General features: G+C 35.7%; 27 protein-coding genes, 1 tRNA gene and 1 pseudogene. 13 read left to right on the top strand and 16 right to left on the bottom strand.

Features of this window, described 5'->3' with window-relative positions:
• Positions 1-41: 41 nt before the first annotated feature.
• Positions 42-118: transfer RNA gene (locus EL247_RS08255), tRNA-Arg, on the top strand.
• Positions 119-132: 14 nt separating this feature from the next.
• Here the strand turns inward: EL247_RS08255 and EL247_RS08250 are convergent.
• From EL247_RS08250 to accD, 4 genes are read right to left on the bottom strand one after another with little or no spacing between them, the layout of a single operon-like run.
• A complete protein-coding gene (locus EL247_RS08250) occupies positions 133-1,155 on the bottom strand; it encodes a hypothetical protein (protein WP_065836773.1) in 1,023 nt (340 codons plus the stop codon).
• Complete coding sequence (dksA, locus tag EL247_RS08245; RefSeq protein ID WP_005021642.1) at positions 1,152-1,511, bottom strand: RNA polymerase-binding protein DksA; 360 nt, start codon at positions 1,509-1,511, stop codon at positions 1,152-1,154. The genes EL247_RS08250 and dksA overlap by 4 nt, the downstream gene beginning before the upstream one ends.
• An 11-nt stretch (positions 1,512-1,522) precedes the next feature.
• Positions 1,523-1,987 carry a 23S rRNA (pseudouridine(1915)-N(3))-methyltransferase RlmH gene (locus EL247_RS08240; RefSeq protein ID WP_005021640.1) on the bottom strand — a complete coding sequence of 155 codons (465 nt, stop codon included), beginning with the start codon at positions 1,985-1,987 and terminating at the stop codon, positions 1,523-1,525.
• A complete protein-coding gene (accD, locus tag EL247_RS08235; protein WP_054195207.1) occupies positions 1,980-2,843 on the bottom strand; it encodes an acetyl-CoA carboxylase, carboxyltransferase subunit beta in 864 nt (287 codons plus the stop codon). The genes EL247_RS08240 and accD overlap by 8 nt, the downstream gene beginning before the upstream one ends.
• Before the next feature lie 87 nt (positions 2,844-2,930).
• Between accD and EL247_RS08230 the strand changes: the two genes are divergently transcribed.
• Positions 2,931-3,689 carry a tRNA (5-methylaminomethyl-2-thiouridine)(34)-methyltransferase MnmD gene (locus tag EL247_RS08230; protein ID WP_104745747.1) on the top strand — a complete coding sequence of 253 codons (759 nt, stop codon included), beginning with the start codon at positions 2,931-2,933 and terminating at the stop codon, positions 3,687-3,689.
• A 6-nt stretch (positions 3,690-3,695) separates the two neighbouring features.
• Here the strand turns inward: EL247_RS08230 and EL247_RS08225 are convergent, their stop codons facing one another.
• From EL247_RS08225 to EL247_RS08205, 6 genes are all read right to left on the bottom strand, one after another.
• Positions 3,696-4,754 carry an aminoglycoside 6-adenylyltransferase gene (locus EL247_RS08225; protein ID WP_104745746.1) on the bottom strand — a complete coding sequence of 353 codons (1,059 nt, stop codon included), beginning with the start codon at positions 4,752-4,754 and terminating at the stop codon, positions 3,696-3,698.
• 114 nt (positions 4,755-4,868) lie between these two features.
• Complete coding sequence (locus EL247_RS08750) at positions 4,869-5,048, bottom strand: hypothetical protein (protein ID WP_306452731.1); 180 nt, start codon at positions 5,046-5,048, stop codon at positions 4,869-4,871.
• Between the two features lie 45 nt (positions 5,049-5,093).
• Entirely contained in the window at positions 5,094-5,264 is a 171-nt protein-coding gene (locus EL247_RS08745; protein WP_324809195.1) for a hypothetical protein, read from the bottom strand.
• Positions 5,261-5,413, bottom strand: coding sequence for a hypothetical protein (locus EL247_RS08215; RefSeq protein WP_158653936.1), 153 nt, complete (start codon positions 5,411-5,413; stop codon positions 5,261-5,263). Before EL247_RS08215 ends, EL247_RS08745 begins: the two co-directional genes overlap by 4 nt.
• Before the next feature lie 91 nt (positions 5,414-5,504).
• Complete coding sequence (locus EL247_RS08210; RefSeq protein WP_172594093.1) at positions 5,505-5,783, bottom strand: type II toxin-antitoxin system YafQ family toxin; 279 nt, start codon at positions 5,781-5,783, stop codon at positions 5,505-5,507.
• Entirely contained in the window at positions 5,779-5,988 is a 210-nt protein-coding gene (locus EL247_RS08205) for a hypothetical protein (RefSeq protein ID WP_104745743.1), read from the bottom strand. Before EL247_RS08205 ends, EL247_RS08210 begins: the two co-directional genes overlap by 5 nt.
• Positions 5,989-6,147: 159 nt before the next feature.
• Here EL247_RS08205 and EL247_RS08200 point away from each other — a divergent pair, with 159 nt between their 5' ends.
• The gene (locus EL247_RS08200) at positions 6,148-6,345 is read left to right on the top strand and encodes a hypothetical protein (protein WP_104745742.1); all 198 of its coding nucleotides are present in this window, start codon (positions 6,148-6,150) and stop codon (positions 6,343-6,345) included.
• A 207-nt stretch (positions 6,346-6,552) separates the two neighbouring features.
• Here EL247_RS08200 and EL247_RS08195 read toward each other — a convergent pair whose 3' ends face one another.
• From EL247_RS08195 to EL247_RS08660, 4 genes and pseudogenes are all read right to left on the bottom strand, one after another.
• Positions 6,553-7,278 (bottom strand): aldo/keto reductase, encoded by a 726-nt coding sequence (locus EL247_RS08195; protein WP_232019792.1) that lies wholly within the window; start codon positions 7,276-7,278, stop codon positions 6,553-6,555.
• 39 nt (positions 7,279-7,317) lie between these two features.
• Positions 7,318-7,590 carry a hypothetical protein gene (locus tag EL247_RS08670; RefSeq protein WP_232019763.1) on the bottom strand — a complete coding sequence of 91 codons (273 nt, stop codon included), beginning with the start codon at positions 7,588-7,590 and terminating at the stop codon, positions 7,318-7,320.
• 435 nt (positions 7,591-8,025) lie between these two features.
• Positions 8,026-9,022: pseudogene (locus EL247_RS08665) on the bottom strand (alcohol dehydrogenase catalytic domain-containing protein).
• Positions 8,947-9,219: a hypothetical protein gene (locus tag EL247_RS08660; RefSeq protein WP_126442185.1), complete on the bottom strand. Its 273-nt coding sequence runs from the start codon at positions 9,217-9,219 to the stop codon at positions 8,947-8,949. The pseudogene EL247_RS08665 and the gene EL247_RS08660 overlap by 76 nt, the downstream one beginning before the upstream one ends.
• 639 nt (positions 9,220-9,858) lie before the next feature.
• On the opposite strand from EL247_RS08660, the gene EL247_RS08180 reads away from it, so the two are divergent.
• From EL247_RS08180 to EL247_RS08155, 6 genes are all read left to right on the top strand, one after another.
• Complete coding sequence (locus EL247_RS08180; protein ID WP_126442227.1) at positions 9,859-10,605, top strand: carboxymuconolactone decarboxylase family protein; 747 nt, start codon at positions 9,859-9,861, stop codon at positions 10,603-10,605.
• Positions 10,606-11,039: 434 nt separating this feature from the next.
• Positions 11,040-11,216: a twin-arginine translocation signal domain-containing protein gene (locus EL247_RS08175; protein WP_126442184.1), complete on the top strand. Its 177-nt coding sequence runs from the start codon at positions 11,040-11,042 to the stop codon at positions 11,214-11,216.
• Between the two features lie 22 nt (positions 11,217-11,238).
• The gene (locus EL247_RS08170; protein WP_126442183.1) at positions 11,239-12,234 is read left to right on the top strand and encodes a hypothetical protein; all 996 of its coding nucleotides are present in this window, start codon (positions 11,239-11,241) and stop codon (positions 12,232-12,234) included.
• Positions 12,231-13,175 carry a DNA cytosine methyltransferase gene (locus EL247_RS08165; protein WP_126442182.1) on the top strand — a complete coding sequence of 315 codons (945 nt, stop codon included), beginning with the start codon at positions 12,231-12,233 and terminating at the stop codon, positions 13,173-13,175. Before EL247_RS08170 ends, EL247_RS08165 begins: the two co-directional genes overlap by 4 nt.
• Before the next feature lie 194 nt (positions 13,176-13,369).
• The gene (locus tag EL247_RS08160) at positions 13,370-14,539 is read left to right on the top strand and encodes an aldo/keto reductase (RefSeq protein ID WP_232019761.1); all 1,170 of its coding nucleotides are present in this window, start codon (positions 13,370-13,372) and stop codon (positions 14,537-14,539) included.
• A gap of 5 nt (positions 14,540-14,544) precedes the next feature.
• Positions 14,545-14,967 carry a cyclophilin-like fold protein gene (locus tag EL247_RS08155; protein WP_232019760.1) on the top strand — a complete coding sequence of 141 codons (423 nt, stop codon included), beginning with the start codon at positions 14,545-14,547 and terminating at the stop codon, positions 14,965-14,967.
• A 337-nt stretch (positions 14,968-15,304) separates the two neighbouring features.
• On the opposite strand, the gene EL247_RS08150 is transcribed toward EL247_RS08155, so the two are convergent.
• Entirely contained in the window at positions 15,305-15,646 is a 342-nt protein-coding gene (locus EL247_RS08150; RefSeq protein WP_005021586.1) for an ArsR/SmtB family transcription factor, read from the bottom strand.
• A 9-nt stretch (positions 15,647-15,655) separates the two neighbouring features.
• Positions 15,656-16,618 carry a permease gene (locus EL247_RS08145; RefSeq protein ID WP_126442180.1) on the bottom strand — a complete coding sequence of 321 codons (963 nt, stop codon included), beginning with the start codon at positions 16,616-16,618 and terminating at the stop codon, positions 15,656-15,658.
• A 341-nt stretch (positions 16,619-16,959) separates the two neighbouring features.
• On the opposite strand from EL247_RS08145, the gene EL247_RS08140 reads away from it, so the two are divergent.
• The 4 genes from EL247_RS08140 (at position 16,960) to EL247_RS08125 (ending at position 21,687) form a co-directional block, all read left to right on the top strand.
• Positions 16,960-17,385: a MerR family transcriptional regulator gene (locus tag EL247_RS08140; RefSeq protein ID WP_126442179.1), complete on the top strand. Its 426-nt coding sequence runs from the start codon at positions 16,960-16,962 to the stop codon at positions 17,383-17,385.
• A 158-nt stretch (positions 17,386-17,543) separates the two neighbouring features.
• Positions 17,544-18,698, top strand: a complete 1,155-nt coding sequence (locus tag EL247_RS08135) for an alpha/beta hydrolase (protein WP_232019759.1) — start codon at positions 17,544-17,546, stop codon at positions 18,696-18,698.
• Between the two features lie 278 nt (positions 18,699-18,976).
• On the top strand, positions 18,977-20,638 hold the full coding sequence (locus EL247_RS08130) for an MFS transporter (protein WP_126442178.1): 1,662 nt from the start codon (positions 18,977-18,979) through the stop codon (positions 20,636-20,638).
• Positions 20,635-21,687, top strand: a complete 1,053-nt coding sequence (locus EL247_RS08125; protein WP_104745738.1) for an HlyD family secretion protein — start codon at positions 20,635-20,637, stop codon at positions 21,685-21,687. Before EL247_RS08130 ends, EL247_RS08125 begins: the two co-directional genes overlap by 4 nt.
• Positions 21,688-22,049: the final 362 nt, after the last annotated feature.

Here is a 22,049-nt window from a genome sequence, read left to right as displayed (position 1 = left end):
ATTTATTAAAATTAATTAAGATATGATTCTATCTCTTTTTTGCGTCCATAGCTCAATTGGATAGAGCATCAGACTTCGGATCTGAGGGTTGGGGGTTCGACTCCCTCTGGGCGTACCACTTCACAACCTTTCTTATTTATCTAGCAAAAAAAGTTCTAATGGATAGTTTTTCCCCAAATTTTTTAAATCTAAATAAGCGCGTATTTTTAGAAGTTCATTTTGCGGGTGTGAGTTTAATCTTTCTTTGGCTTCATCAATCATTTCAAGTTCTAACAATACATAAAAATAGGCTAATTCTGCATTTTCATCTTTGTTGGCTAAAGATTCAAATAATCTTACCCAACTAGAAGGCTCATAGCATTCTTTTGTTTTTTGTGCTAAAGCAAGATAATCTTCTTTGTTGTAGCCAACCTCTGCACATAATTTTGCCACTTCTTCATCACTAAAATCCATTTTTTGTGCATAACACATTCCAAGCACTTTATTAGCCAAGTCTTTGTTGAATTTTATTTCCCCAACAAAGCGTTTAATATCTTTTAAATCGCCAGCTTCTAAAAGCTTTTTGAAAGCTTCTTGTTTATATTCTTCATCGTAATTTTGCTTTTTTAGCACCTCTGCGGCAAATTTTTTATCATTGTGAATCTCATTTAAAATATTCAATTTCAAAAAGGGGCATTTTTCGCCCGGATTAAATTTCTTGAGATTGACATATTCGCCCCTTTTTAGATTTCCTAGTGTTTCTATCATCTCATCTAATCTCACTTCACCGCTTTTAATTGGGGTGCCTTCTTTGATGTCAAAGGTTAGATTGCTTAACAAAATGGAGAGTTTTTTGTAGCGATTCATAGAAGGTTCTTTATAGGGGACTTCTTTGCATAAAAGTTGATTTTCAATTTGTGTAAGAAGAAGTTTGTAGTCATTTTTGTATTTAGTTCGTTTATACCACATACGATAAGCACCGCCCACTTCTAAGAAAATCACAATAACAAAAAACATAATTACAGGGATAATAAACCATATAGCTATAGGCAATGTAATGGTTTGTAGCGTAAAAGGAATATGATAAGTATAGCTAAAGCCACTTAGGCTATAAACATACAATCCAAGCAACACAATAAAAACAAATAAAGCTCCAAGATAATATTTAAATTTCATTTTCTACCCTTTAAATCTTTTTCAACTATTTCTCTGCATATAATACAGAATCTCGCATGAGGTTTTGCTTTTAGTCTTTGAATACTAATTGGTTCATCGCACATTTCGCAAATCCCATATTCTCCATTTTCAATTTTTTCTAATGCCCTCTCTATGTATTCTAGCTCTTTATGATGATGCTCAAAGATTAGTCCATCAAGAGTGTTTTTCATGCTCATTGCTGCTTCATCGGCTTCGTCCAAAGAGATTCCGCGTAGATTTTCCATGCTCTTTTGGTGGTCAAAATTGTTATCTAATATCGCCTTTTTTTTGGTTTCTAAGATTTTTTTTAAAGCTTCTATTTCTGTTTGCTGCACAAAGTCCTCCATTATTTGTGATAGGGGTGATTGTTGATGAGGCAAAAAGCCCTATAAATTTGCTCACTTACGACAACTTTAGCTACTTTATGGCTAAAGGTTAAATTTGAGAGTGAAAGCGAATAATGGCATTTTTGGATAAAAGATTCTTCTAATCCATAAGCACCTCCGATAAAAAAGGCGATTTCTCCTTTATTTTCTAAGAGCTTAGAAAACGCAAAAGAATCGACACTTTTTCCATTAGGGGAGAGAGCGATTTTGCATTGTTGATTTTTGAAAACCTTTAAAAATTCTTTGGTATAAGATTTTTGGGCTTCTTGTGAATCTTGTTTTTGCCCCTCTTTGATTGACTTTGAAAAAAGATTAATAAAATCAAGTTTGACACCAAATCCAAGACTTAAGGCTTTGAATTCTTCACATAGAGTATCGCTCATATCTTTGTTTTTGGCAATGTAATACACCATAATTTTAACCATTGATGGATTCTGCTTTGAAATATTCCAAGATTTGTGCGATTTTTTCTTTCATTTCTTTTCTTTGGACAATCATATCAATCAAGCCATGTTCAAGCAAAAATTCTGCTGTTTGGAATCCTTGTGGCAAATCCGCACCAATAGTTTGTTTGATAACTCTAGCTCCAGCAAATCCAATCATTGCACCCGGTTCTGCCATAATAATATCTCCAAGAAACGCAAATGAAGCACTAACGCCTCCCATTGTTGGATCGCTTAAAATAGAGATAAAAGGCAGTTTGGCATTGCTAAGTGCGTTGAGTGCAGCAGAGGTTTTTGCCATTTGCATTAGCGAATAGGTGGATTCTTGCATTCTAGCTCCCCCGCTTGCACTGACGATAATAAGCCCTTGTTTGTTAGCAATAGCCCTATGGATAGCTCTTGTAATTTTTTCTCCCTCCACAGAAGCCAAAGAACCTCCCATGAAGTTAAAATCAAATAAGACAATTTGTGCAGAAATGCCATTGATTGTGCATTCTCCACTGACAATAGAGCTTGGGCGTCCGCATTTTTTCTCGTATTCTTCAATGCGTTTTTTGTAGCTTTTTTTATCCACAAAATTCAAAGGATCTGTGGGGGCTAGTTCTTTGTCAAATTCTACAAAGCTGCCTTCATCGCAGATTAGAGAGATTCTATCTTTTAGCCCAATACGCATATGGAAATTGCATTTTGGGCATGTGTGGTATTGTGCAATGACTTCTTTGTAATACATCAAGGCATTGCAGCTAGGGCATTTTATCCAATGACTAGGAGCTTCTTTTGGGGTCGCTCTTTCTTGATTGTCTTTTTTGAAAGTTTTAAAAAAATCTACAAATCCCACTATCAATCCTTATAAAGTGCAACAATTTGCAAAAAAATAATGGAATTGTATAAAATAATGTGTTAATTTATACTAAAGATTGTCAAAATGAATATTCAAACTAGTGATAAAAGTTTCACTCTTTTTAGTCAGGTTTTCCAAGAGCATTATCATTCTACGCAAGATGGGGCATTGCAAGAAACTTTGCACAAACATATTTTGCCAAGTTTCTATTTCCACAAAAATAAGCGCAATCTCAAGATTCTTGATATTTGTTTTGGGCTTGGATACAACACGCTTTGTGCGATTAACTATGCTTATCAAAATGGAATCAAAGCTTTAGAGATTCATTCTCCTGAAATGGATAGAAATTTGATTCAAACTTTGTTGCAATATTCTTACCCCAAAGAGCTAGATACAGAGATATTATCAGAATTAACACAAAAGCATTTTTATCAAAAGGGCGATTTTAAAGTTTTTTTGCATTTGGGAGATGCAAGGGAGATATTGAGGGGCTTTCAAAAGAAGCAAATGGTTTTTGATATAGTTTTTCAAGATGCCTTTAGCCCCAACAAAAATAAGCTATTATGGACTTATGAATATTTTAAAACACTTTTTTTGCTCACTTCAAAGGATTGCATTATTACTACTTATAGTCAAAATTCTTCAATGCTTTATAGTGCGTTTTTGGCAGGATTTAAAAGCTATACTCTCAAACAAGCAAACACAAGAGATTCTATTGTTTTGACAAAAACCCAAGAGATTCCTTGTTTGGAATCAAGCAATATTCTTGAGGTTTTGAAAGTGGATATATCTCACAAAATAGCAACAAACAAAAATCTTGTGGGATTGTATGATGAGGATTAGATTTGCTTATAGCTTTTTTAGGGCTTTGTAGTATGTATGGATAGCTTTTTTGTAGTTTGGAATCACAAAGCCCGTGTGTTTAGCTATTTTGCTAGTTGTCTCATCACAAAGCCTTTGCAAAGCTTTCAAAGCTTTATAGCTTTGTGTAATATCGCCTAGTTTATAAGTCTTTAACAAAGTCTTATAAGTCCCCTTAGAAAGAAAGTCAGGGAGGTATTTGCAGTGCTTTCCAAAGCTAAAGTTATGCTGAAATCTCTTGGTGTGAATCCTTAGCTCTTGCGTCCTCTCATCACAATCTAATTCCTTGTCTTTATTAGGCTTTGTGGGTGCTAACAACGCCCTTTTAGAATCTCCACCCCTCAAAGCCTCTAATGCCCTCTCCCAGCACAGCAAAACTAACAATGCCTCCCGCATAGAATCTATATAAGCATTCATACTCATAGCCTCATCTCTTAGATATGCCCTTAGTGCATAGCCTTTGAGATGATAAAACTCATTTAGGCAATCATCAAAACTTCTTTGTGTGAGGGGTTTGAGCCAAAAATCCTCATCACTTGGGACAATCTCACGCCCCATAGTCTTTGACACTACATCATTTTTATCTAGCAAAACTTGTGTAAGTTTCTCGTGTGTGAAATAATATTCCACATCACTTAGTGGTATCAGTGTAAAATCAATCTTTACCCCATTTTCATACAGCACAAGATAGCTCTCCCACCCTTCTTTTAAATCCGGTGGAAATAGCTCCATAGATTCTGGCATTTGCATCATCAAAATTTTGCCAAAATGCCCAAGCCACGCAGTATCTTGACGCAGAGATGAAATATCCTCCATAAAAAAGCTTATATCATAATCTTGGAATCTATCCTTTTTGGCATTGACATTAGCCCTTGAGCCCTCTAGGGTAACGAGTTGTATATCCTTGTGTAAAGAGGCAAATGCCAAAATGGAATCTATAACCAAATCCGCCATTACGTAGTCCTTTTGTTTGTTGTTGTTTTGCTTGGTGTATCGCTTATGTGTTGGCATTATAACAGATTTGACTTGCTTGGGTGGATTGATCACTCTAGCTAGAATCCATACTCATAGATTCTAGGCTCTATTTTTTAGCTAGAATCTCTTTTCTCCCATATACTCATTTTTCTCGTTATACACATCAAGTTTTATGATTTTTTGCATTTATAAGCCTAATATTTCGATTAATATCTTTTTTAAATTTTCTTTATCTATCTCGCCACTTGCGACATCTACCACGACATCTTCTAGTTTTTCATAAAAATCTTCTCTTAAAAATTCAGGATAATTTAATTTTATAAATGCTTTTGCAATGTATAAAGCAGTGCGTTTGTTGCCGTCCAAAAGGACAATATAAAGGAAGAGGGTGGAATTTTACACACGAAAAGATTAGTGTGTAAGTTTGTCTAAAAACCTAGGATAAAACTCATCATTTTGTATATGTGTGAGGGCAGATTCTAGGTAGCTAATTTGGCTTTTGTTGTAGCCTTGTAGCCCATTCATCGCCTCCATAATATCATTGTGTAAAATAATAGCCTCATCTAGGCTTAGATATTTCATTTATCTTTTAGCCTTTCAAATACGGCTTTATTTCGTGGTAAGTCTAACTTTTGTCGCATTTTTTGTCGTATAAATTCAAAGTCTTTGTCCTCTTGTATTTCTATCTCTAAATTCTTTTGCATTTTTTGCAAATTTTTGATAGCTTCCAAAGTAGTGTAATCCGCATTTTTAAGCACTACAGTTATGGTTTGCTCCTTTTCTTAAAATTTATGCCATTAAACACATATCTTTGACTTGCTCTTAACTAAACAACTCACTATGACTCCCTAGTCTAAAGCACACTAGCACCAATATATCATCTTGCTTTTTATAGATAAGTAGCAACTCTGGCTCTATGTGGCATTCTCTATATCCTGTGTATTCACCTTTTAGGGCGTGGTCTTTGTGTTTTGGCTCTAGGGCTTCATCATTTGCTAGTCGCTTCACCATTTGCTTGGCGGCGTCTAGGGTTTTATGATTATGCTTGTATCGTTTTAAATCTTTTTTAAAAAGCTTGGAATATTTCACCTCATACTTAATCACGCAAAAGCTCCTCAAATAACTCATCTACATTTCTGTATCCCTTATACTTCTGCGGATTTGCCAAAATCTCCTCACATTCCTTCATCGCCTCTAGGGTCTCATCATTTGGGATTTTCTCTATCTCTAAATCTTTTTTTAAGCCCTTTAAACTCTCAATCACTTGCAAAGTCTCAAAATCCACATTTCTTAATGTGATAGTCATAGTTTGCTCCTTACAGCTTTATACCCTACCATTATAGCAGATTTATTGATGTCATTCTACTCTAGCAAGAATCCATACTCATAGATTCTAGTTTCTCAAAAGCACAGAATCTAAGCTAACCCATCGCATTATAGGATTTAAGATTGCTTTTTAGATTCCATGGATTTTAATCCCCAGCATTATAGCAAGTTTGTTGTGGAGTGTAGCGGGCTTAGTTGTGGTGGCTGTGCTTTTGTATCGCGACTTAGGTATTTGGACTTAGAGAGCCTTTGTATCTTTGATGTTGATTATACAGAGAATAAGAGTGATGTTACAAAGCTACCTTTTGAAGAGTATAAAAGGTATTTGCTTACTTAAGCTCTTTGTCTGCGATGATTGCTATAAAGGAATTGTTGGTAAAATTTGGTCAAGCTTTAGAAGTTATGGCTTGGGAGGCAATACATTGGGATATTGTGAAGCTTTTTATGCAATGTGAAATTTTATTATATAGGTTTTGCTTTAGAAATTTTGTAGCGATTCTAAAGGGAGCTTTCCTTTAGAATGCTTTTTTGCTCTTGATAATCGCTAAATATCCGCCTTATACTCACTAAGCCACTTTACCATCGCAGGGTCTCTGTGGTCAAAAAAGAGGCTTTTTGCATCATCAAGACTCGCCATAGTCTGCATATCTTTAGAATCCAACTCAAAGTCAAAGACACTAAAATTTTCTATCATACGCTCTTTTCTCGTGGTCTTTGGAATGACTATGATATTTCGCTGTATTAGCCACCTTAAAATCACCTGTGCCACGCTTTTATTGTATTTTTTGCCAATGGCAGCGATGGTTGGATTGCCAAACATATTATTTCTGCCCTCGCCAAAAGGCGCCCAAGATTCCATAGCGACATTGTATTCTTGCATTATCTTTTGTGCCTCAAATTGTGCATGCATTGGGCTGCATTCTACTTGATTGAGAGCGGGTTTTATCTCATTGTATGAGCAAAAATCCACCAATCTATCAGGATAGAAATTGCTTACCCCAATGGCTCGTATAAGTTTATCTTTATAGAGCGCGCTCATCGCCCGCCACGCACCATAAACATCATTAAATGGCTGGTGGATAAGATAGAGGTCAAGATACTCTAGCCCTAGCTTTTTAAGCGAAGTCTCAAACGCCTTCTTTGCCTTAGATTCACTTGTACTAGTAATCCAAAGCTTTGTGGTGATAAACAGCTCTTCGCGTTTTATACCACTTGCCTTTATCGCTGCACCTACGGCTTCTTCGTTAAAATAACTCGCTGCTGTATCAATACTCCTATACCCTACACTTAGCGCATCTTCTACACATCGCTAGCATTCTTTTTTATCGATTTGATACACGCCATAGCCTAAAATTGGCATTTTCACGCCATTATTTAAAGTGATTGTTTGCATATTGTCTCCTTTTTTGTTTGGATTTTGTTTTTTGGCTTGTGTAGCCGCAAATATCGGATTTATAGCACCTAATGTGCTAAAGGCTAGCCCCGCACCCAGCATTTTAGAACTTTCTTTAAGAAAATCTCGCCTTGAGGCTCTCTGGGGAGAATCGCAGGATTGCAAGGGCTGTTTGTTTTTATCGCGCATTGTGCCTCCTTAAGCTTTTTGATAATCTTGCCTTAGCAAGATTCTAAAGTAAGATTCTAAAACCTGACACCTAGTGTCTGTCAAGAGAAAAAGAAAAATTATGAGCTAAAATCTATGAAAGCTTTAAATCTCAAAAAATATGTGGCAAGGTATATGGGGCTTTTAGATTCTAAAATACATTAGCACAAATCAAGGCTAACTCTTAATGAGGCTTTAGAATCTTTTTGTACAATGAGCGAATGCAAAGTAAGGAGTTTAGGTGAAAAAGATATTTTGGAGCTTGTTTGGGGGTTTGTAGAGGGTTGTTGGGCTTATGAGGAGTTGCTATCTTAGTGCATTTAAGGGCTATCTTTGAGGCATTGGGCGGTCAAAATATTTTAGATTTTGCAGGTTTATAAAATTGGTTTATACATTTCTAACAAGGCGGAGCTTGGCTTAAAAGCCTAGATTTACTCCACCGCTTGGGTTAATTGAGTAGTTTGCATCTCTGCCTTCACCCCCACCATTGGAACTTCCTAAAGGGCGGCATAGATTGCCTTTTTGAACGCTACCTTGCGTGATGTTTCCATAGGGACATTTTGGGGTTTGTTCTTGTGATGGTTACTTCACCTACTTTGGTTTCGATTCTTCCGGTGGTTTCTTTGGTGTAAGAATCCTTAATCGCCTCGCCCAAAGCAAAGCATTCATAGACATCGCCAACTTTTAGAGTTTGAGAAAATACCGCTTCATTGTTGGCGATATTGGCAACTTTTAGAGGATAAATAGCGTTTAAAATATCATCAGAAATCTTTTGTGCTACTTGTTTTAGGGCTTCTTGGTTGGTGCTTAGGTTGTCATCTTTGAGGTTTAGGGACATAGTTAGGGTGTTGGAATATTTGATTTGCCTAGTGGCAAACAAAATCACGCGATAATCCACGACAATTTCGACTTGGTGAATTTCTTTGTTGGTGAGATTGCTTTTTTTGGTTTGACCTGCAATTCCTTGTATGCCAAAGAGCAAAAAATAATCGCTTCCTAGCACATTGCCTAGTTTGTAAATCTCATCACTTTGTGCATCAGGGCTTTTGATGAGTGCTTTTTCTAAGTCATAATAGCCCTTTGAATCTCTATCAAGCACATTGAATTTTCGGCTTTCTAAGAGATTGGTGATGAGGTGTTGTTGCAAGATAGAGCCCACTCCGGCATAATCGCCAACCTTAAACTTACGCACCTTGCTTCCCACTGCCACGACTTTGCCCATAATCTCATGACCGGGCACCATAGGATAGATTGGACTCCCATGATCGCCACTCACAGCGTGCAAGTCGCTATGGCAGATTCCAGCATAGAGAATCTCAATAAGCACATCTTCTTGCCCTAATGGGTGGCGAGTGAAAGTATAGGGCTTAAATTTCCATTCTTTGCCAAAGGCTGCATAGCCGCGTGCGGGGATTCTCTCTCTCCGTTTTTAAAAGGTATCTTAGAATCTCCTAGCAGCGTTACACCCTGCGTGTCTTGCCCAGCATTTACTCTATGAGTATTGTTAGAATCCGCAAAAAGTGTGCTAATCCCCATACTTGCCAAAGCCACTCCACCAGCGACTTTTGCACCTGTTTTTAAAAACGCTCGTCTCTTATGTGAATCTTGCATAATTGCTCCTTTTGTGATTAAGTTTAGAATCTCACTTATATCCCTTTATACCCCTATTTATCTATCGCTCACGGGCTTTCTTATAAAGAATACAAGCTAAGAATACACAATTATAAAAGATGAGAGTTAGTCTAAGTCAAGGGGTAAATGCAAAATTTTTCCAAATTTTTCTGTCTTATCATCTAGTCCTATTCATTTGGCTCTACATGGCAATATTTTTCTACTTCATAAATAGCTTGAAAAATTTATTTTGTCTTTTCTAAATAATTAAAAGTCACAAAAATATTTTGATTATTAAAAATTTTTCCTACTTTTTCAAGTTAGCTAGGCATAGATTCTAAATTTATGTTTGCATTTGTAAAAAACTCTTGACTTAGACTAACTCTCATCTTTTATAATTGCATTGTATAGAATCTTTAAAGTATAAATGCTTTAACCACGTCGCATAATAAGCACAATGTATGTGTTGTTTAGATTCTATTGAATTCTTTTTAAGGAGGCACAATGGCAAAAAATCGGCGAGGGTTTTTGGGAAATTCATTAAAACTTGCTGGAGCTTCCCTTGCTTTTGTTGCATTTGATGATTTGTATGCTTTAGAGGCTACCACAAACACTATTTCACCTATCAAGGAGACAACAATGAATGATTTAACACCAACTGCTAAGGCAAATTTAGAGAGACTTTTTGGCACAAGCACACTACCACAAGAGGATTTAGAGTTTTTCACAAATTACGCAAATTTCGCCTTTGATGAGGTATGGGAGAAATCGCCCCTGCAAGAGCATGAAAGACTTTTGATTATCCTTGCTTCTTTGGTGGCAATCCCAGCAAAAGAGGAGTTTGGGACAATGCTTAATGCAGCTTTGAATCTAGGGATAAACCCTATTGCTATCAAAGAAGTGGTGTATCAAGCCACGCCCTATGTGGGAATGGGTAAAATCGCTGAGATTGTAAGCCTCACTAACACAATTTTTAAGCAAAGAGGTATCAAACTACCTTTAGAATCTCAAGGCACGACAAATAGGGAAAATCGCAAACAAAAGGGTTTAGAAACACAAAGGGTGCTCTTTGGTGAGGGGATAGATAAATCCAATGCTGCCGCCCCAAGCGACCAAAGGCATATACGCGATTTTTTAAGTGCAAATTGCTTTGGGGATTATTACACACGCACAGGGTTAGAGCTGCAGTTTAGAGAGCTTATAACTTTCGTGTATATCGCCTCTATGGGTGGAGCAGAGCCGCAGCTAAGAGCGCATATCGCAGGGAATTTGCGTAATGGCAATGATAGGGCTAAACTCATTGCAGTGATTACAGCTCTAGTGCCCTACATCGGCTATCCTAGAAGTCTCAATGCCCTAAGTGCGATAGATGAGATAGCAAAGTAGATATTCACAGAGGCTTATGCTATGGAATTTAGCCTAAAGGCAAGATTTGCTAAGGCTTATTTGCACATTATGCTAAAAGCATCTTTTGTGATATTTTAGGGCAAAAGGTAGCGATGAAAGCTTGGAGTTAGTGTTGTTGGGGTGAGATTATCATATAGTTTTAGAATCTGCCTAAGAGGGTATGAAAGATGAGCAAAGTGCTTTATTTGGCTTATTTTTTCATAACTTTACAAACTTGTATAATTTTCTAATTTACCCCTTGATTTAGACTAACTCTCATTCTTTATACTTTTATTTGAGAATCTAAAGTCATCAATCTAGCTTAAATGCATATTCTTAGCCAAGATTCTAGACTACTTGATATAGATTTTAAACCAAATTAGATTCTAAGATTTGAGATTCTCTAAGAATCCTAAATCCTTAAGGGGCAAATTATGCAAAACAACGAATTTCAAAACAGAAGGGATTTTTTAAAATTAGGTGCAAAAGTCGCTAGTAGCGTGGCTTTGGCAGGTTTGGGAGCAAATATGCTCTTAGCAGATTCTCTGCAAATAAAAGGTTTTACAATTTTTATTCTTTATGATTTATATGCTACAATAGCGACATTTTGATTCTATTTTTGGAGATTTACTAATGCTTAAAGAACTTGATAGCATAAAAATCATTAGTGAATATTTATGTGCAAAATCTATCATTCCAAGCAAGATTACAACCATAAATCAAATTTATGATTTTTTTTCTTACCTCCAAAAAAATAAACACAAATTTTTTACACTCTATATTTACAACTATCTCTATCGTTTTATAAGTTCTAACGAAGTTGCAAAGAGAAAAACGAGTGCGAGGGTTTTTGAGGATTTATTAGCGATTATTTTTAATGGCTGTGTAGCAGATACTCAAGAAAGAAAGAATCTAAGCTATGAAGTGAGTGATTATTTTATCAATGTGAAAGACAAAATTGCAAGTAATCGTAGGGAAAAGGCGGATATTATATTTCCCAATCATTATTCTTTTTCACTTAAAACACTCATAGCTAAAAATACAGAAATCAATATGGGAAGTTTTGAAAAACGAGTGCTTTTTGATTCATTGAAAGTGGATAATTATTTAAGTGAAAGAAAGTCTAGCGATGGTGCAGGAGTTGGCTCTAAACCACAATTTTTAAAACTTTTAAAACTCATTGATACCCTTTCAAGCTTTGAATCCTTTAGAGAAAAATTCAACAAAATGGCAGAATTTATTTATAGCGATGATTTGGTGCTTGTTATCAAAGATGATACGAAAATGGAACTTTATTTTTTCAATGGTAGTGAAGTTGTAAAAATTTTTAAAGATTCAACAACAAGCAAAGAAAGTTTTTTAGAACTCATTAACCGATACGAAGGAAATTCCTTGCGTATTGATAGAAATATCCTTATAGCACACTGCAATAAGAAAATATTTTTAGATTTTAGCTATTTAGATTCTAGTATAATAAAGCTTGTCAATGATTTTGATTTTAAGCTTCACCATAGTTTTATAAAATATTTCAGTGATGTAGAATCTAAACTTTTAACAAAACAAAATATTTTTAATGATTTAGAAAGACTTTTTGGTGAATTTGACAAAAACTATAAGGTTTTAGCATGAGATTTAATAATGTGGAATCCAACAAACCAACTGCCATTAGCCTTTTTTCTGGCTGTGGTGGGCTTGATTTAGGTTTTATCAAAGCTGGTTTTGATATAGTTTTTGCTAATGACATTGACAAGGAGGCTTGTGAGTCTTATGCGAAAAATATCGGTAAACATATCCTTTGCAAAGATATTTATGGGCTAGATACAAAGGAAATCCCAAATGCAGATATTTTAATCGGTGGTTTTCCTTGTCTTGGTTTCACTATCGCTAATGGTAAAAATCGTAACGTGGATTCCAGATACAATAGTCTTTACTTGGAATATGCTAGAGTGCTAAAGGATAAACAGCCCAAATATTTTTTGGTAGAAAATGTAGCAGGGATTCAAAGCGGTAAAGGTTTTAAAGAAAATTTTTATGAAAAAATATTGCCTACTTTTCAATCTTGTGGTTATGAACTAAAACACACACTTTTAAATGCAAGTGATTTTGGAGTGCCACAAAATCGAAAAAGAGTAATTATCATCGGCAAAAGGCTTGATATAAAAACCGAAATCTCTTTCCCTAAAGCCCTCAAGGCAAAACCAAAAACCTTAAAAGATGCAATTTCTGATTTGCCTTTAGAATATGATGAAAATATCCCAAATCACACAGGAAGTAAACATAAAATTACCATTAATGGCTATGTAGGAAATCGCAAACTAGAATGGGATAAACCAGCTCCAACGATTACGGGACGAGGTAGTCGTGGAGGTGGAGCGGTGATTCACCCCCACCCAAATTTACATAGGCGACTAAGTGTCAGGGAATGTGCTAGGATTCAAAGTTTTCCAGATAGCTTTATTTTTTATGGTAGCAATGGAGCCACTTACGCACAAATAGGCAATGCTGTGCCACCTTTGATGAGCTATTATATCGCTAAAGAATTTATAACTGCACTAAAAAATAAAATTTAAAATATTTAATCCTGTCTCTTGACTTAGACTAGCTCTCATTCTTTATACTTTTATTTGAGAATCTAAAGTCATCAATCTAGCTTAAATGCATATTCTTAGCCAAGATTCTGGACTACTTGATATAGATTCTAAACCAAATTAGATTCTAAGATTTGAGATTCTCTAAGAATCCTAAAATCCTTAAGGGGCAAACTATGCAAAACAACGAATTTCAAAATAGAAGGGATTTTTTAAAATTAGGTGCAAAAGTCGCTAGTAGCGTGGCTTTGGCAGGTTTAGGAGCAAATATGCTCTTAGCAGATTCTATCAAATCACAAACAAAAGGAGAAAATATGAATACTACACAACTACCTTTTAGAATCTTGGGCAAAGATTCTGCCACACTTAGGGTTTCAGTCTTGGGCTTAGGGTGTATGGGTATGAGTGCAAATCATGGCGTACCACCGGAAGAAAAGGCTATGATAAAGCTACTGCATGAGGCTTATGAACTTGGTGTGCGATACTTTGATACCGCAGAAATCTATGGACCACATACTAATGAGATTTTGCTTGGCAAGGCTTTTGGCGATAGACGCGATAAAGTCGTGATTGGCACGAAGTTTGGGCTATATTATCCCTTTAATAAACAGCAGCAAGATTCAAGCAAAAAGTCTATTTTTAGGGCAGTTGATGCGAGTTTAAAAAGGCTTAAGAGCGAATATATCGACCTCTATACCCAGCACAGAGTGGATACTGACACGCCTATTGAGGAAGTGGCAGATACGATGAGTGAGCTTATAAAAATGGGTAAAATCCGCCATTATGGGCTTAGTGAAGCGGGGGCAAAGACGATAGCAAAAGCCCATAAAATCTGCCCTATCACTTCGATTCAAAGTCATTATTCTATGATGATGAGAGAGGTTGAGGGTAATGGCGTGCTGCAAACTTGTGAGGAGCTTGGTATCGGTTTTACTGCGTATTCTCCATTAGAGAGAGGATTTTTGGGTGGGCTTATGAATGAAAACACGAGATTTCACCCAACGCTTGATATGAGGGCGTCTTTCCCACGTTTCACACCTGAGGCTTTAAGGGCAAATCAAGCATTTATCAAGCTTGTAAAAGAGATATCAAAAAGCAAAGTTGTAGATGGCAAAGAAGCCACAACCGCACAAATCGCTCTAGCGTGGCTACTAGCACAAAAACCCTTTATAATGCCTATCCCAGAGACGACTAAATTAGCACACTTAAAGCAAAATCTAGGGGCTTTAAAGATTAGCTTTTCCAAACAAGAATTACAAGAAATAGACTTAAAAATACAAGAGATAAAAATCGTAGGGGAACGATACCCAATAGGTTCAGACCAAGCAAAAAGCGTGGGGCTTTGAGAGCGATGAAAGCAAAAATTGCATACTTGATACTATTTTTGGGGAGTGTGGTAATGGCACAGACAATGCAAATACAACTAGAGTTTGAGGGCAAATATGTGAAAGTAGAATTAGAGGATAATACGGCTTCAAGGGAGTTTGTGGTACAGCTGCCTTTGAGCTTAGAATTTAGCGATTATGTGGGCAAAGAAAAAATAGCCCATCTGCCAAAGCCTCTAAGTGTCAAAAACACAGAGGGTTATAATCCACAAATCGGAGATTTGTTTTATTTCGCTCCATGGGGCAATATAGGGATTTTTTATGCCAAACAACCTCCTTATAATGGGCTAGTTTATCTTGGCAAGGTTTTAGAAACTAGCAGTGGCAAAAATGGCATAGAAATTTTAAAAACCAAAAAAGATGATTTTAAGGTGCTGATAAAAAGATAAAAAATATTTTTAGCATAAATTTTACAACAAACACTAGCTCTTAGCTTTTATAGCTTTATTAAATATATAAAATTTCTACAAAGTTTAACTAAGAGCTTATCTTAACTTTTGTGCTAAATTTACATAAGACTTTAAATAAAAGCTAACACTTGATGTAATATGCTATAATATTTTAAAAAAAAGGATAAAACTATGGCATACACAATCATCGAAGTAGAGAGAAAAACAGGCGTAGTGTATAAGATAGTAAGATTTTGCTATTAGAATCTTTTAATTTTTATAGTTTAGACTTTTAACTTCCAAAAACAACTAAAAACAAGCACGGCTAAATACAAATTCATTCTTTTGTAAGAGTGTTTTTGTGAAAATTTAGAGGCGGTATTTCTAAATTAAGCCTTTTAATCTCTTCAAGCAAGACAAGACAAGGCGAGGATACTCTATCTTTGATACCATAATACGCCCACACACCTTGCCTTTTTACTTTCAAAAATCCTGCATCTTTAAGAATCTTAAGATGTCTTGAAAGTCTTGATTGCGACATATCAAGTGAATGCTGTAAATCGCACACACAAAGCATTGTGTGCTCTTTTTTGTAATGTAGTAAAAATGCTAAGATTCTTATTCTACTTTCATCATATACAGCACCCATTATATGTAAAAATTTCTCTAATTCCTCCATTTATGCCTCCTAGATTCCATAATACAATATTAACCCAAATCCAATGGCCATTGCAAGTATTATTGCCACAAAAAGGATTAAAAAGATATTTTTCACTATGGATTTTAGCAAAATAAGTTCAGGCAAGGAACAGCCACCCCCAGCAATCAAAAAGCTCATCACTGCACCAAGTGGCACTCCTGCTCCCATAAGTCCAAGCCCAATGGGTATAATAGCCTCTATGCGAACATAGAGTAAAATTGCTATTAGGGCTGCAAACACTATGCTAAAAGCTCCAAACTTAGATAAAGTTTGCTCCAAAAATCCCTGTGGCACAAAGCCATGCAAAAATGCTCCAATCATCATTCCAATGCAAAGATAGACAAATATTTTTTTGTATTCTCTTAATGCTTCTTGGAATAATTCTTTTAAAGATAAGGTAGCTTTTGTGTTATTAAAAGTTTTTACACAACAGGTATTGTTGGCTTTTGTGGTAAAAATAGCATTTTGCAAATGAGAATTTGAGATTTGTGTTGGTTTAAAGGCTGTGCTATACTTTTTGGGCTTAGTCTTGATGAGCAAACTAGAATTCACAAAAGAAAGTAAAAAAGAGCAAATAAAAACACTGAAGACAACAAAAATACCATAATACACTGCTATATCTAAACCAAAGCTTAGTATAAACATAGCTATGATTACGGGATTTAGCAAGGGTGAAGTAAGCAGATAAGCCACACAAATGCTAGGTCTTACATCTGATTCTAAGAGGGCTTTAAAAAGCGGTATGGTAGAACACGAGCAAAATGGTGTCAAAGCACCGAGTAAAATCGCCTTAAAATACCCGAAAATATTGTTTGTTAAAAATCTCTTTAAAATATTATTAAAACGTGTGTTAAGGTATTCAACTGCCATTGTTATAGCTATAAAAAGTAAGGATAATTCAATAAAATATAGCATAAATGTTAGCAAGATTTCAATTGCTTTTGTTTGCATATGCACTCCTTAAGAAAATCATTTTAGTTAAAGGATTATATCTATTATACATTAATATGTCAATATATATTGATATATAGTTATATAAATATATAAAATGATGATATTGTGCTAACATTGATAGAGTTTTGTTAAATTAGAGCGATAATTTATTATATTTCACTTGGCGTAGATTTTGTATTTTTGTGATTTGCAGTGCCAAAAACTCTTTAAGATATATCGCATTAATTCATTTTCAAGATAAATTTTGCTCTCTACTCTCTTTGATAAATTCTAATCTTTATTACAAACACTAAGTGTTAAGTGTGTTATAATGCAAAAAATTCAAGCAAAGGAAAACTATGGCATACACAATCATCGAAGTAGAGAGAAAAACAGGCGTAGCCTCTAGGACTTTGAGGTTTTGGGCGGATAAGGGACTCTTTCCTTTTGTGCAAAAAGATAGTAATAATGTGCGGTATTTTAGCGAGAAAGATGTACAGTGGGTATTTTGGATAGATTGTTATCGGCAGATTGGTATGAGTATAGAGGATATAAAATACTACATTACACTATGTGCTAAGGGCGAGAATACCGCACAAGAGCGGTTAGAGATTATCCAAAGACAGAGACAAAAAACGCTTGATGATATAGAAAAACTCCAAGTAGTGCTAGAAAAGCTTGATTATAAGGTAGCATATTACAAAGAAATGATAGCCAAGCAAAAAGATGATATAAACCCGCTTAATAAAGAATATGTCAAATGCAAGAAAAGGGTGAGATTCTAGAATCCATACCTTACATACTTTTGTTAGTGTAGATTCTAATGATTGTATAGAATCTTATTTAGCCCAAGATAGAAATTTTTGATCACATTTTTCTTTTTGTCCTTGACAGACACTAGGTGTTAGGTTTTAGAATCTCATAAAAATTTCAAGGAGAAAAGATGAAAAAACCAAATCGTAGGAGCTTTTTAGGAAATTCTGCAAGCTTAGCCAGTGGAGTTTTGATGGCAAGTGCATTTACAAATATTTTTGCAGATTCTAGCAAATACCCACAAGCTAAAAGCTCAAAAGCTTATCAAAACACACTCAATAAAAGCCAAGAAGCCGCGCGTAATGTAGCTAGAAATCCCTTTGGCTTAGTGTATGAAAACGCCATAAGCAAAAACGAAAAAGGCAAGGTGAATCTTAAGCAAGTATCCTATGACACACGAGGGCTTAAGGCAGTGGCAAATGTCTATCTACCACCAAACTTTACATCTAGTGGCAAGTATCCTGCTATCGTGGTAGCTCACCCAAATGGAGGGGTCAAAGAGCAAGTGGCAGGGTTGTATGCACAAAATCTCGCACAAATGGGCTATGTAACACTAGCTTTTGATGCGCTCTATCAAGGAGCAAGCGAGGGAAGCCCCCGAAATGTCGATACCCCAACTAATCGCATAGAGGATATATACGCGGCTATAGATTTTATCTCTACTTTTAAGGGCGTGGATAACAATCGCCTAGGGATTTTAGGGATTTGTGGCGGTGGAGGTTACACGCTTAAAGCCGCACAAACAGACAAACGCCTAAAAGCAATCGCCACGCTTAGTATGTTTAATAGCGGGCTAGTAAGACGCAATGGCTTTTTGGATTCTCAAATTTCAAGCATACAAGCTCGCTTAGAGGAAGCTTCAAGGGCAAGAGCAAAGCAGGCTTTAGGAGAGATGCTCTACACTGGAGCTGCCCCTGTGAAATTAAGCCAGCCAGAGCTAGCCAAGATTGACACGGATTTATACCGCGAGGGCGCAATATATTATGGCGACACACACGCACACCCAAACTCTAGCTTTGCTTACACCACAGCTTCACTTTTGGAGCTTATGAGCTTTGATGCACTCAATCAAATCGAGCTTATAAACAAGCCACTTTTGCTAATGGTGGGCGATAAGGCAGATACGGCGTATATGAGCGAGGAGGCGTATCAAAGGGCAAGTGGCACAGATACAAAGGAGCTTTTTAGGTTGCAAGATTCTACGCACATACAGACATATTTTAAGCCAAACGTGGTGGCACAGGCACTAGGCAAATTAGAGGAATTTTATAAGCAGTATGTGTAATGGGATATAAAATATTTAATGCCCAAATCCATAGCCCAAAAACCGGGCTAATGGCGTATGGTTTTGGTTAATATTAAATTAACCTTTTTGTTATATAATAAAATTTTAAAACTCCTTGAGATTCTATCATTCATTCTCCAGACGCTTCAAAACTAAATTGCTACTATGGCATTAAAATATTTTGATTCTTTTTCTTTTTAAAGCAAGTTAAGTTATACCGCTAGAGGCAACCTATCTTGATTTCAATAAAATTATTTTTTTGTAAATGGAGGGTGCTTATGCCATTGAAATTTGAAAAACATTTTACTCCAAATGAAATGCCATCTATTTGGGGAAGTCCAGCTAAACCGGATTTTCCAAACAAAATAAGATTAATTTATGGCATAGGCTTTGTTGTTGCTTTGGTAACTGCAAGCTTACAAAACAATCTCATCATCGCCTATATTCCTTATTTGCAAGGTGATTATGGTTTTACGCCTACACAAGGAGCTTGCGTAACTGCTGCTTATTATATGGGTAATGTTTGGACTACTATTATGCTTTTTAGACTTAGACAGCATTTTGGACTCAAAATCTTTTTTATCTGTATTTTTGTTGGTTTGCTGCTTTCACAATTTTTAGAATTAATGTATAGTAATTTTAGTGTAGTCATTTTTGCGCGCTTTATTGGTGGTGTAGTGGGAGGAGGTATCAATGTATTGACTATTTATTATGCACTTGAAATGTTGCCCCCCAAACAAAGATATTTACTCTTTCCCATAAGCATTGGATTAATCCAAATTGGCTCGGTGCTTTCAAGATTCATTGTGGCGTATTTTAGTATCAGTGATTATCCACATTTGATGTTGTGCTTTGAGGCTGGAATCTGTATCATTGCTTTTTGTGTTTCTTTGCTAATAGAGCTTCCTCCCTCGCAAATAGACAAAGCTTTTTCATTCGAAGATTCTTCGATTGTTTTTTATGCTCTAGCCACAGCCATTTGTTGTTTTATCTTTAGTGTTGGTAATATTGTGTGGTGGCATCATAGTTATATTGCTTATGGATTGTGCATTGCTATTGTTTCTTTTGGAATTTTCTTTTTAATAGAGTTTTTCAAAAAACGCCCTTTTATAAATCTCAAATTTCTAACTAATATTCAGCTAATTGAAGTAGCATTAGCTGCGGCATTTGTGCGTATGTGTTTGGCAGAACAAAGCACGGGTGCAACTGGGCTTTTTAAGAATGTATTAGGCTTTAGCGATTATCAATTAATGGATTATTATGGAATTTTAACTCTAGGAGCATTGTGTGGAGGAATCGCTTGTATTATGATTTATCATTATGAACGCTCCCATGGTATGATTCTTTTTGCGGCATTTCTTATCCCGCTTGGTAGTTTTCTTTCTACAAAGCTTTCAATAGATATGCTCCCTAGCAATCTTTATTTGGGGCAATTTCTTATTGCTTTTGCTAGTGTATTTTTCATCGGTCCTTTAATGGTAAATGGAATTATTCTAGGGTATGCTAGAAGAATCAATCATCTTGTTACTTTCGCGGCAATTTTTACTTTCTCACAAGGCGTATTTGGTTTATTAGGTTCGGCAATTATCGGTTTTTTTATACAGACGCAAACTATGCAACATATGCAGAATTTGCTTAATCATTCCTTCCAAGCAAATAACCTTATTCAACGCTTCAAAGGTGATTTTTATGAAGAACTCAATAAACAGGCTGGAATCTTAGCTTATGGAGATTTATTTTTTTATATAGGGGTTATTGGGACTTTTATCTTTCTTGTTTTAGCTTCGCGTTATGTGTATTTCAAACTTCTTTCATCTAATTCTATACAAAGAGAATTAAACATTCTAAAAACTAAATCTATTAATAGCAATCTCAAAACCGCTCAATTTTTAGAAAAATTAAACAACAAAGAAACCAAATCAATAAGGAGAATACAATGAAAAAATATTCTTGGCTACCACGCAAACCCAAACTTTTTGTGATTGTTTCTACAATTATAGGAATGGCTATCGGCGTTTTATCGATTTTATATGCTTGGCAGCTTCCACCATTTTTTATGAATGTTGTAGCGACAAATGACGCTTATATCCAATCTAGCACGACAATTCTTTCTCCGCAGGTGAGTGGATATATCACAGAAATTTATGTCAAAGATTTTGAAACAATCAAAGAAGGACAGCCACTTTTTCAAATTGATAAACGGATTTTCACTCAAAGGGTGGAGGAAGCAAGAACAAATCTCACAATTGCACAAAATGCACTTAAAACTTATGCACAAGATTATCTCTTGCATGAAGCAAGTATCAAAGAAAAGGAAGCGCAAATCAAAGCAGTAGAGGCAAATCTCCAAAATATGCAGGCGGATTTTAAACGCTCCAAAATGCTAATTAAGCAACAAGCTCTAAGCAAAAGGGATTATGACAATGCAGCGGCGAATCTCAAAAGCACACAAGCCCAACATATACAAGCAAAAGCCCAACTCCAACAGGTTTTGCAAGAATTTGAAAGTTTCAAAACCAACCAAACTACATTAGAAGCAGAAGTAAAAAGGGCAGAATCCTTATTAGAGCTTGCCTTGATTGATTTGGATAATTCACTCATTAAAGCTCCTATTGCAGGAAAGTTGGGTGAAATAGGTGCAAAAATAGGGCAGTTTGTCTCTCAAGATACCGCCCTTGTTTATCTTGTGCCAAAAGATATTTGGGTGATTGCCAATATCAAAGAAACCAAAATGGATAAGGTAAAAATCGGGCAAAAAGTGGTTTTTAGTGTCGATGCTTTAAATGATAAGGAATTTAGCGGAGTGGTGGAGGAAATCTCCCCGGCAACAGGGAGCGAGTTTAGTGCAATAAAAGTCAATCATGCCACAGGAAATTTCATAAAAATCGTCCAAAGAATCCCAGTAAAGATTAAAATTGATTCTAACCAAGCACGACTTGATGACTTAAGGGCTGGAATGAGTGTCGTTGTGGAAGTGCATACTCAATAGAGATGAGTGAAATTTGGCGGCTATGGATTAGGGTTTGTTGTTTGCTATGGCTTTGAAATAAGCCAAAATTTAGTTAAAGAAATGCGTATTGTCACTTTTTACCATGATTCTACTAGGTAATACTTGAAAGATAATAAATAGCAATGGCGTATAGCATTATAGGTAAGATATTGTATTCAATCATTCAATCATTCAATCATTCAATCATTTAGTAATTTAGTAATTTAGTAAGCGATTATAATGAAGTGAGTTTGGTGGGTAATGGTGTAATTTAGTAGATAAGTGTTAGAATTAGATAATTTAGTAAGTAGATAAGTGATTGCATGTGAAAGTAATTATATCAATAATTAGAAAGTTAAGCG

This window comes from Helicobacter pullorum (genome assembly GCF_900638355.1).
Classification (GTDB): Bacteria; Campylobacterota; Campylobacteria; order Campylobacterales; family Helicobacteraceae; genus Helicobacter_D; species Helicobacter_D pullorum.
Note: the sequence above shows the minus strand (reverse complement) of the source record. Positions and strands in the feature narration are given on the sequence as shown.

Excerpts from the sequence above, each read along its gene's own strand:
- EL247_RS08200 (WP_104745742.1), top strand. The coding sequence starts at position 6,148 with ATGGATTTTAATCCCCAGCATTATAGCAAGTTTGTTGTGGAGTGTAGC.
- EL247_RS08230 (WP_104745747.1), top strand. The coding sequence starts at position 2,931 with ATGAATATTCAAACTAGTGATAAAAGTTTCACTCTTTTTAGTCAGGTT.
- EL247_RS08670 (WP_232019763.1), bottom strand. The coding sequence starts at position 7,590 with ATGCGCGATAAAAACAAACAGCCCTTGCAATCCTGCGATTCTCCCCAG.
- EL247_RS08160 (WP_232019761.1), top strand. The coding sequence starts at position 13,370 with ATGCAAAACAACGAATTTCAAAATAGAAGGGATTTTTTAAAATTAGGT.
- EL247_RS08125 (WP_104745738.1), top strand. The coding sequence starts at position 20,635 with ATGAAAAAATATTCTTGGCTACCACGCAAACCCAAACTTTTTGTGATT.
- EL247_RS08155 (WP_232019760.1), top strand. The coding sequence starts at position 14,545 with ATGAAAGCAAAAATTGCATACTTGATACTATTTTTGGGGAGTGTGGTA.
- EL247_RS08165 (WP_126442182.1), top strand. The coding sequence starts at position 12,231 with ATGAGATTTAATAATGTGGAATCCAACAAACCAACTGCCATTAGCCTT.
- EL247_RS08145 (WP_126442180.1), bottom strand. The coding sequence starts at position 16,618 with ATGCAAACAAAAGCAATTGAAATCTTGCTAACATTTATGCTATATTTT.
- EL247_RS08150 (WP_005021586.1), bottom strand. The coding sequence starts at position 15,646 with ATGGAGGAATTAGAGAAATTTTTACATATAATGGGTGCTGTATATGAT.
- EL247_RS08130 (WP_126442178.1), top strand. The coding sequence starts at position 18,977 with ATGCCATTGAAATTTGAAAAACATTTTACTCCAAATGAAATGCCATCT.
- EL247_RS08180 (WP_126442227.1), top strand. The coding sequence starts at position 9,859 with ATGAATGATTTAACACCAACTGCTAAGGCAAATTTAGAGAGACTTTTT.
- EL247_RS08660 (WP_126442185.1), bottom strand. The coding sequence starts at position 9,219 with ATGCAAGATTCACATAAGAGACGAGCGTTTTTAAAAACAGGTGCAAAA.
- EL247_RS08250 (WP_065836773.1), bottom strand. The coding sequence starts at position 1,155 with ATGAAATTTAAATATTATCTTGGAGCTTTATTTGTTTTTATTGTGTTG.
- EL247_RS08170 (WP_126442183.1), top strand. The coding sequence starts at position 11,239 with ATGCTTAAAGAACTTGATAGCATAAAAATCATTAGTGAATATTTATGT.
- EL247_RS08205 (WP_104745743.1), bottom strand. The coding sequence starts at position 5,988 with ATGACTATCACATTAAGAAATGTGGATTTTGAGACTTTGCAAGTGATT.
- EL247_RS08240 (WP_005021640.1), bottom strand. The coding sequence starts at position 1,987 with ATGGTTAAAATTATGGTGTATTACATTGCCAAAAACAAAGATATGAGC.
- EL247_RS08140 (WP_126442179.1), top strand. The coding sequence starts at position 16,960 with ATGGCATACACAATCATCGAAGTAGAGAGAAAAACAGGCGTAGCCTCT.
- EL247_RS08135 (WP_232019759.1), top strand. The coding sequence starts at position 17,544 with ATGAAAAAACCAAATCGTAGGAGCTTTTTAGGAAATTCTGCAAGCTTA.
- EL247_RS08175 (WP_126442184.1), top strand. The coding sequence starts at position 11,040 with ATGCAAAACAACGAATTTCAAAACAGAAGGGATTTTTTAAAATTAGGT.
- EL247_RS08745 (WP_324809195.1), bottom strand. The coding sequence starts at position 5,264 with ATGAAATATCTAAGCCTAGATGAGGCTATTATTTTACACAATGATATT.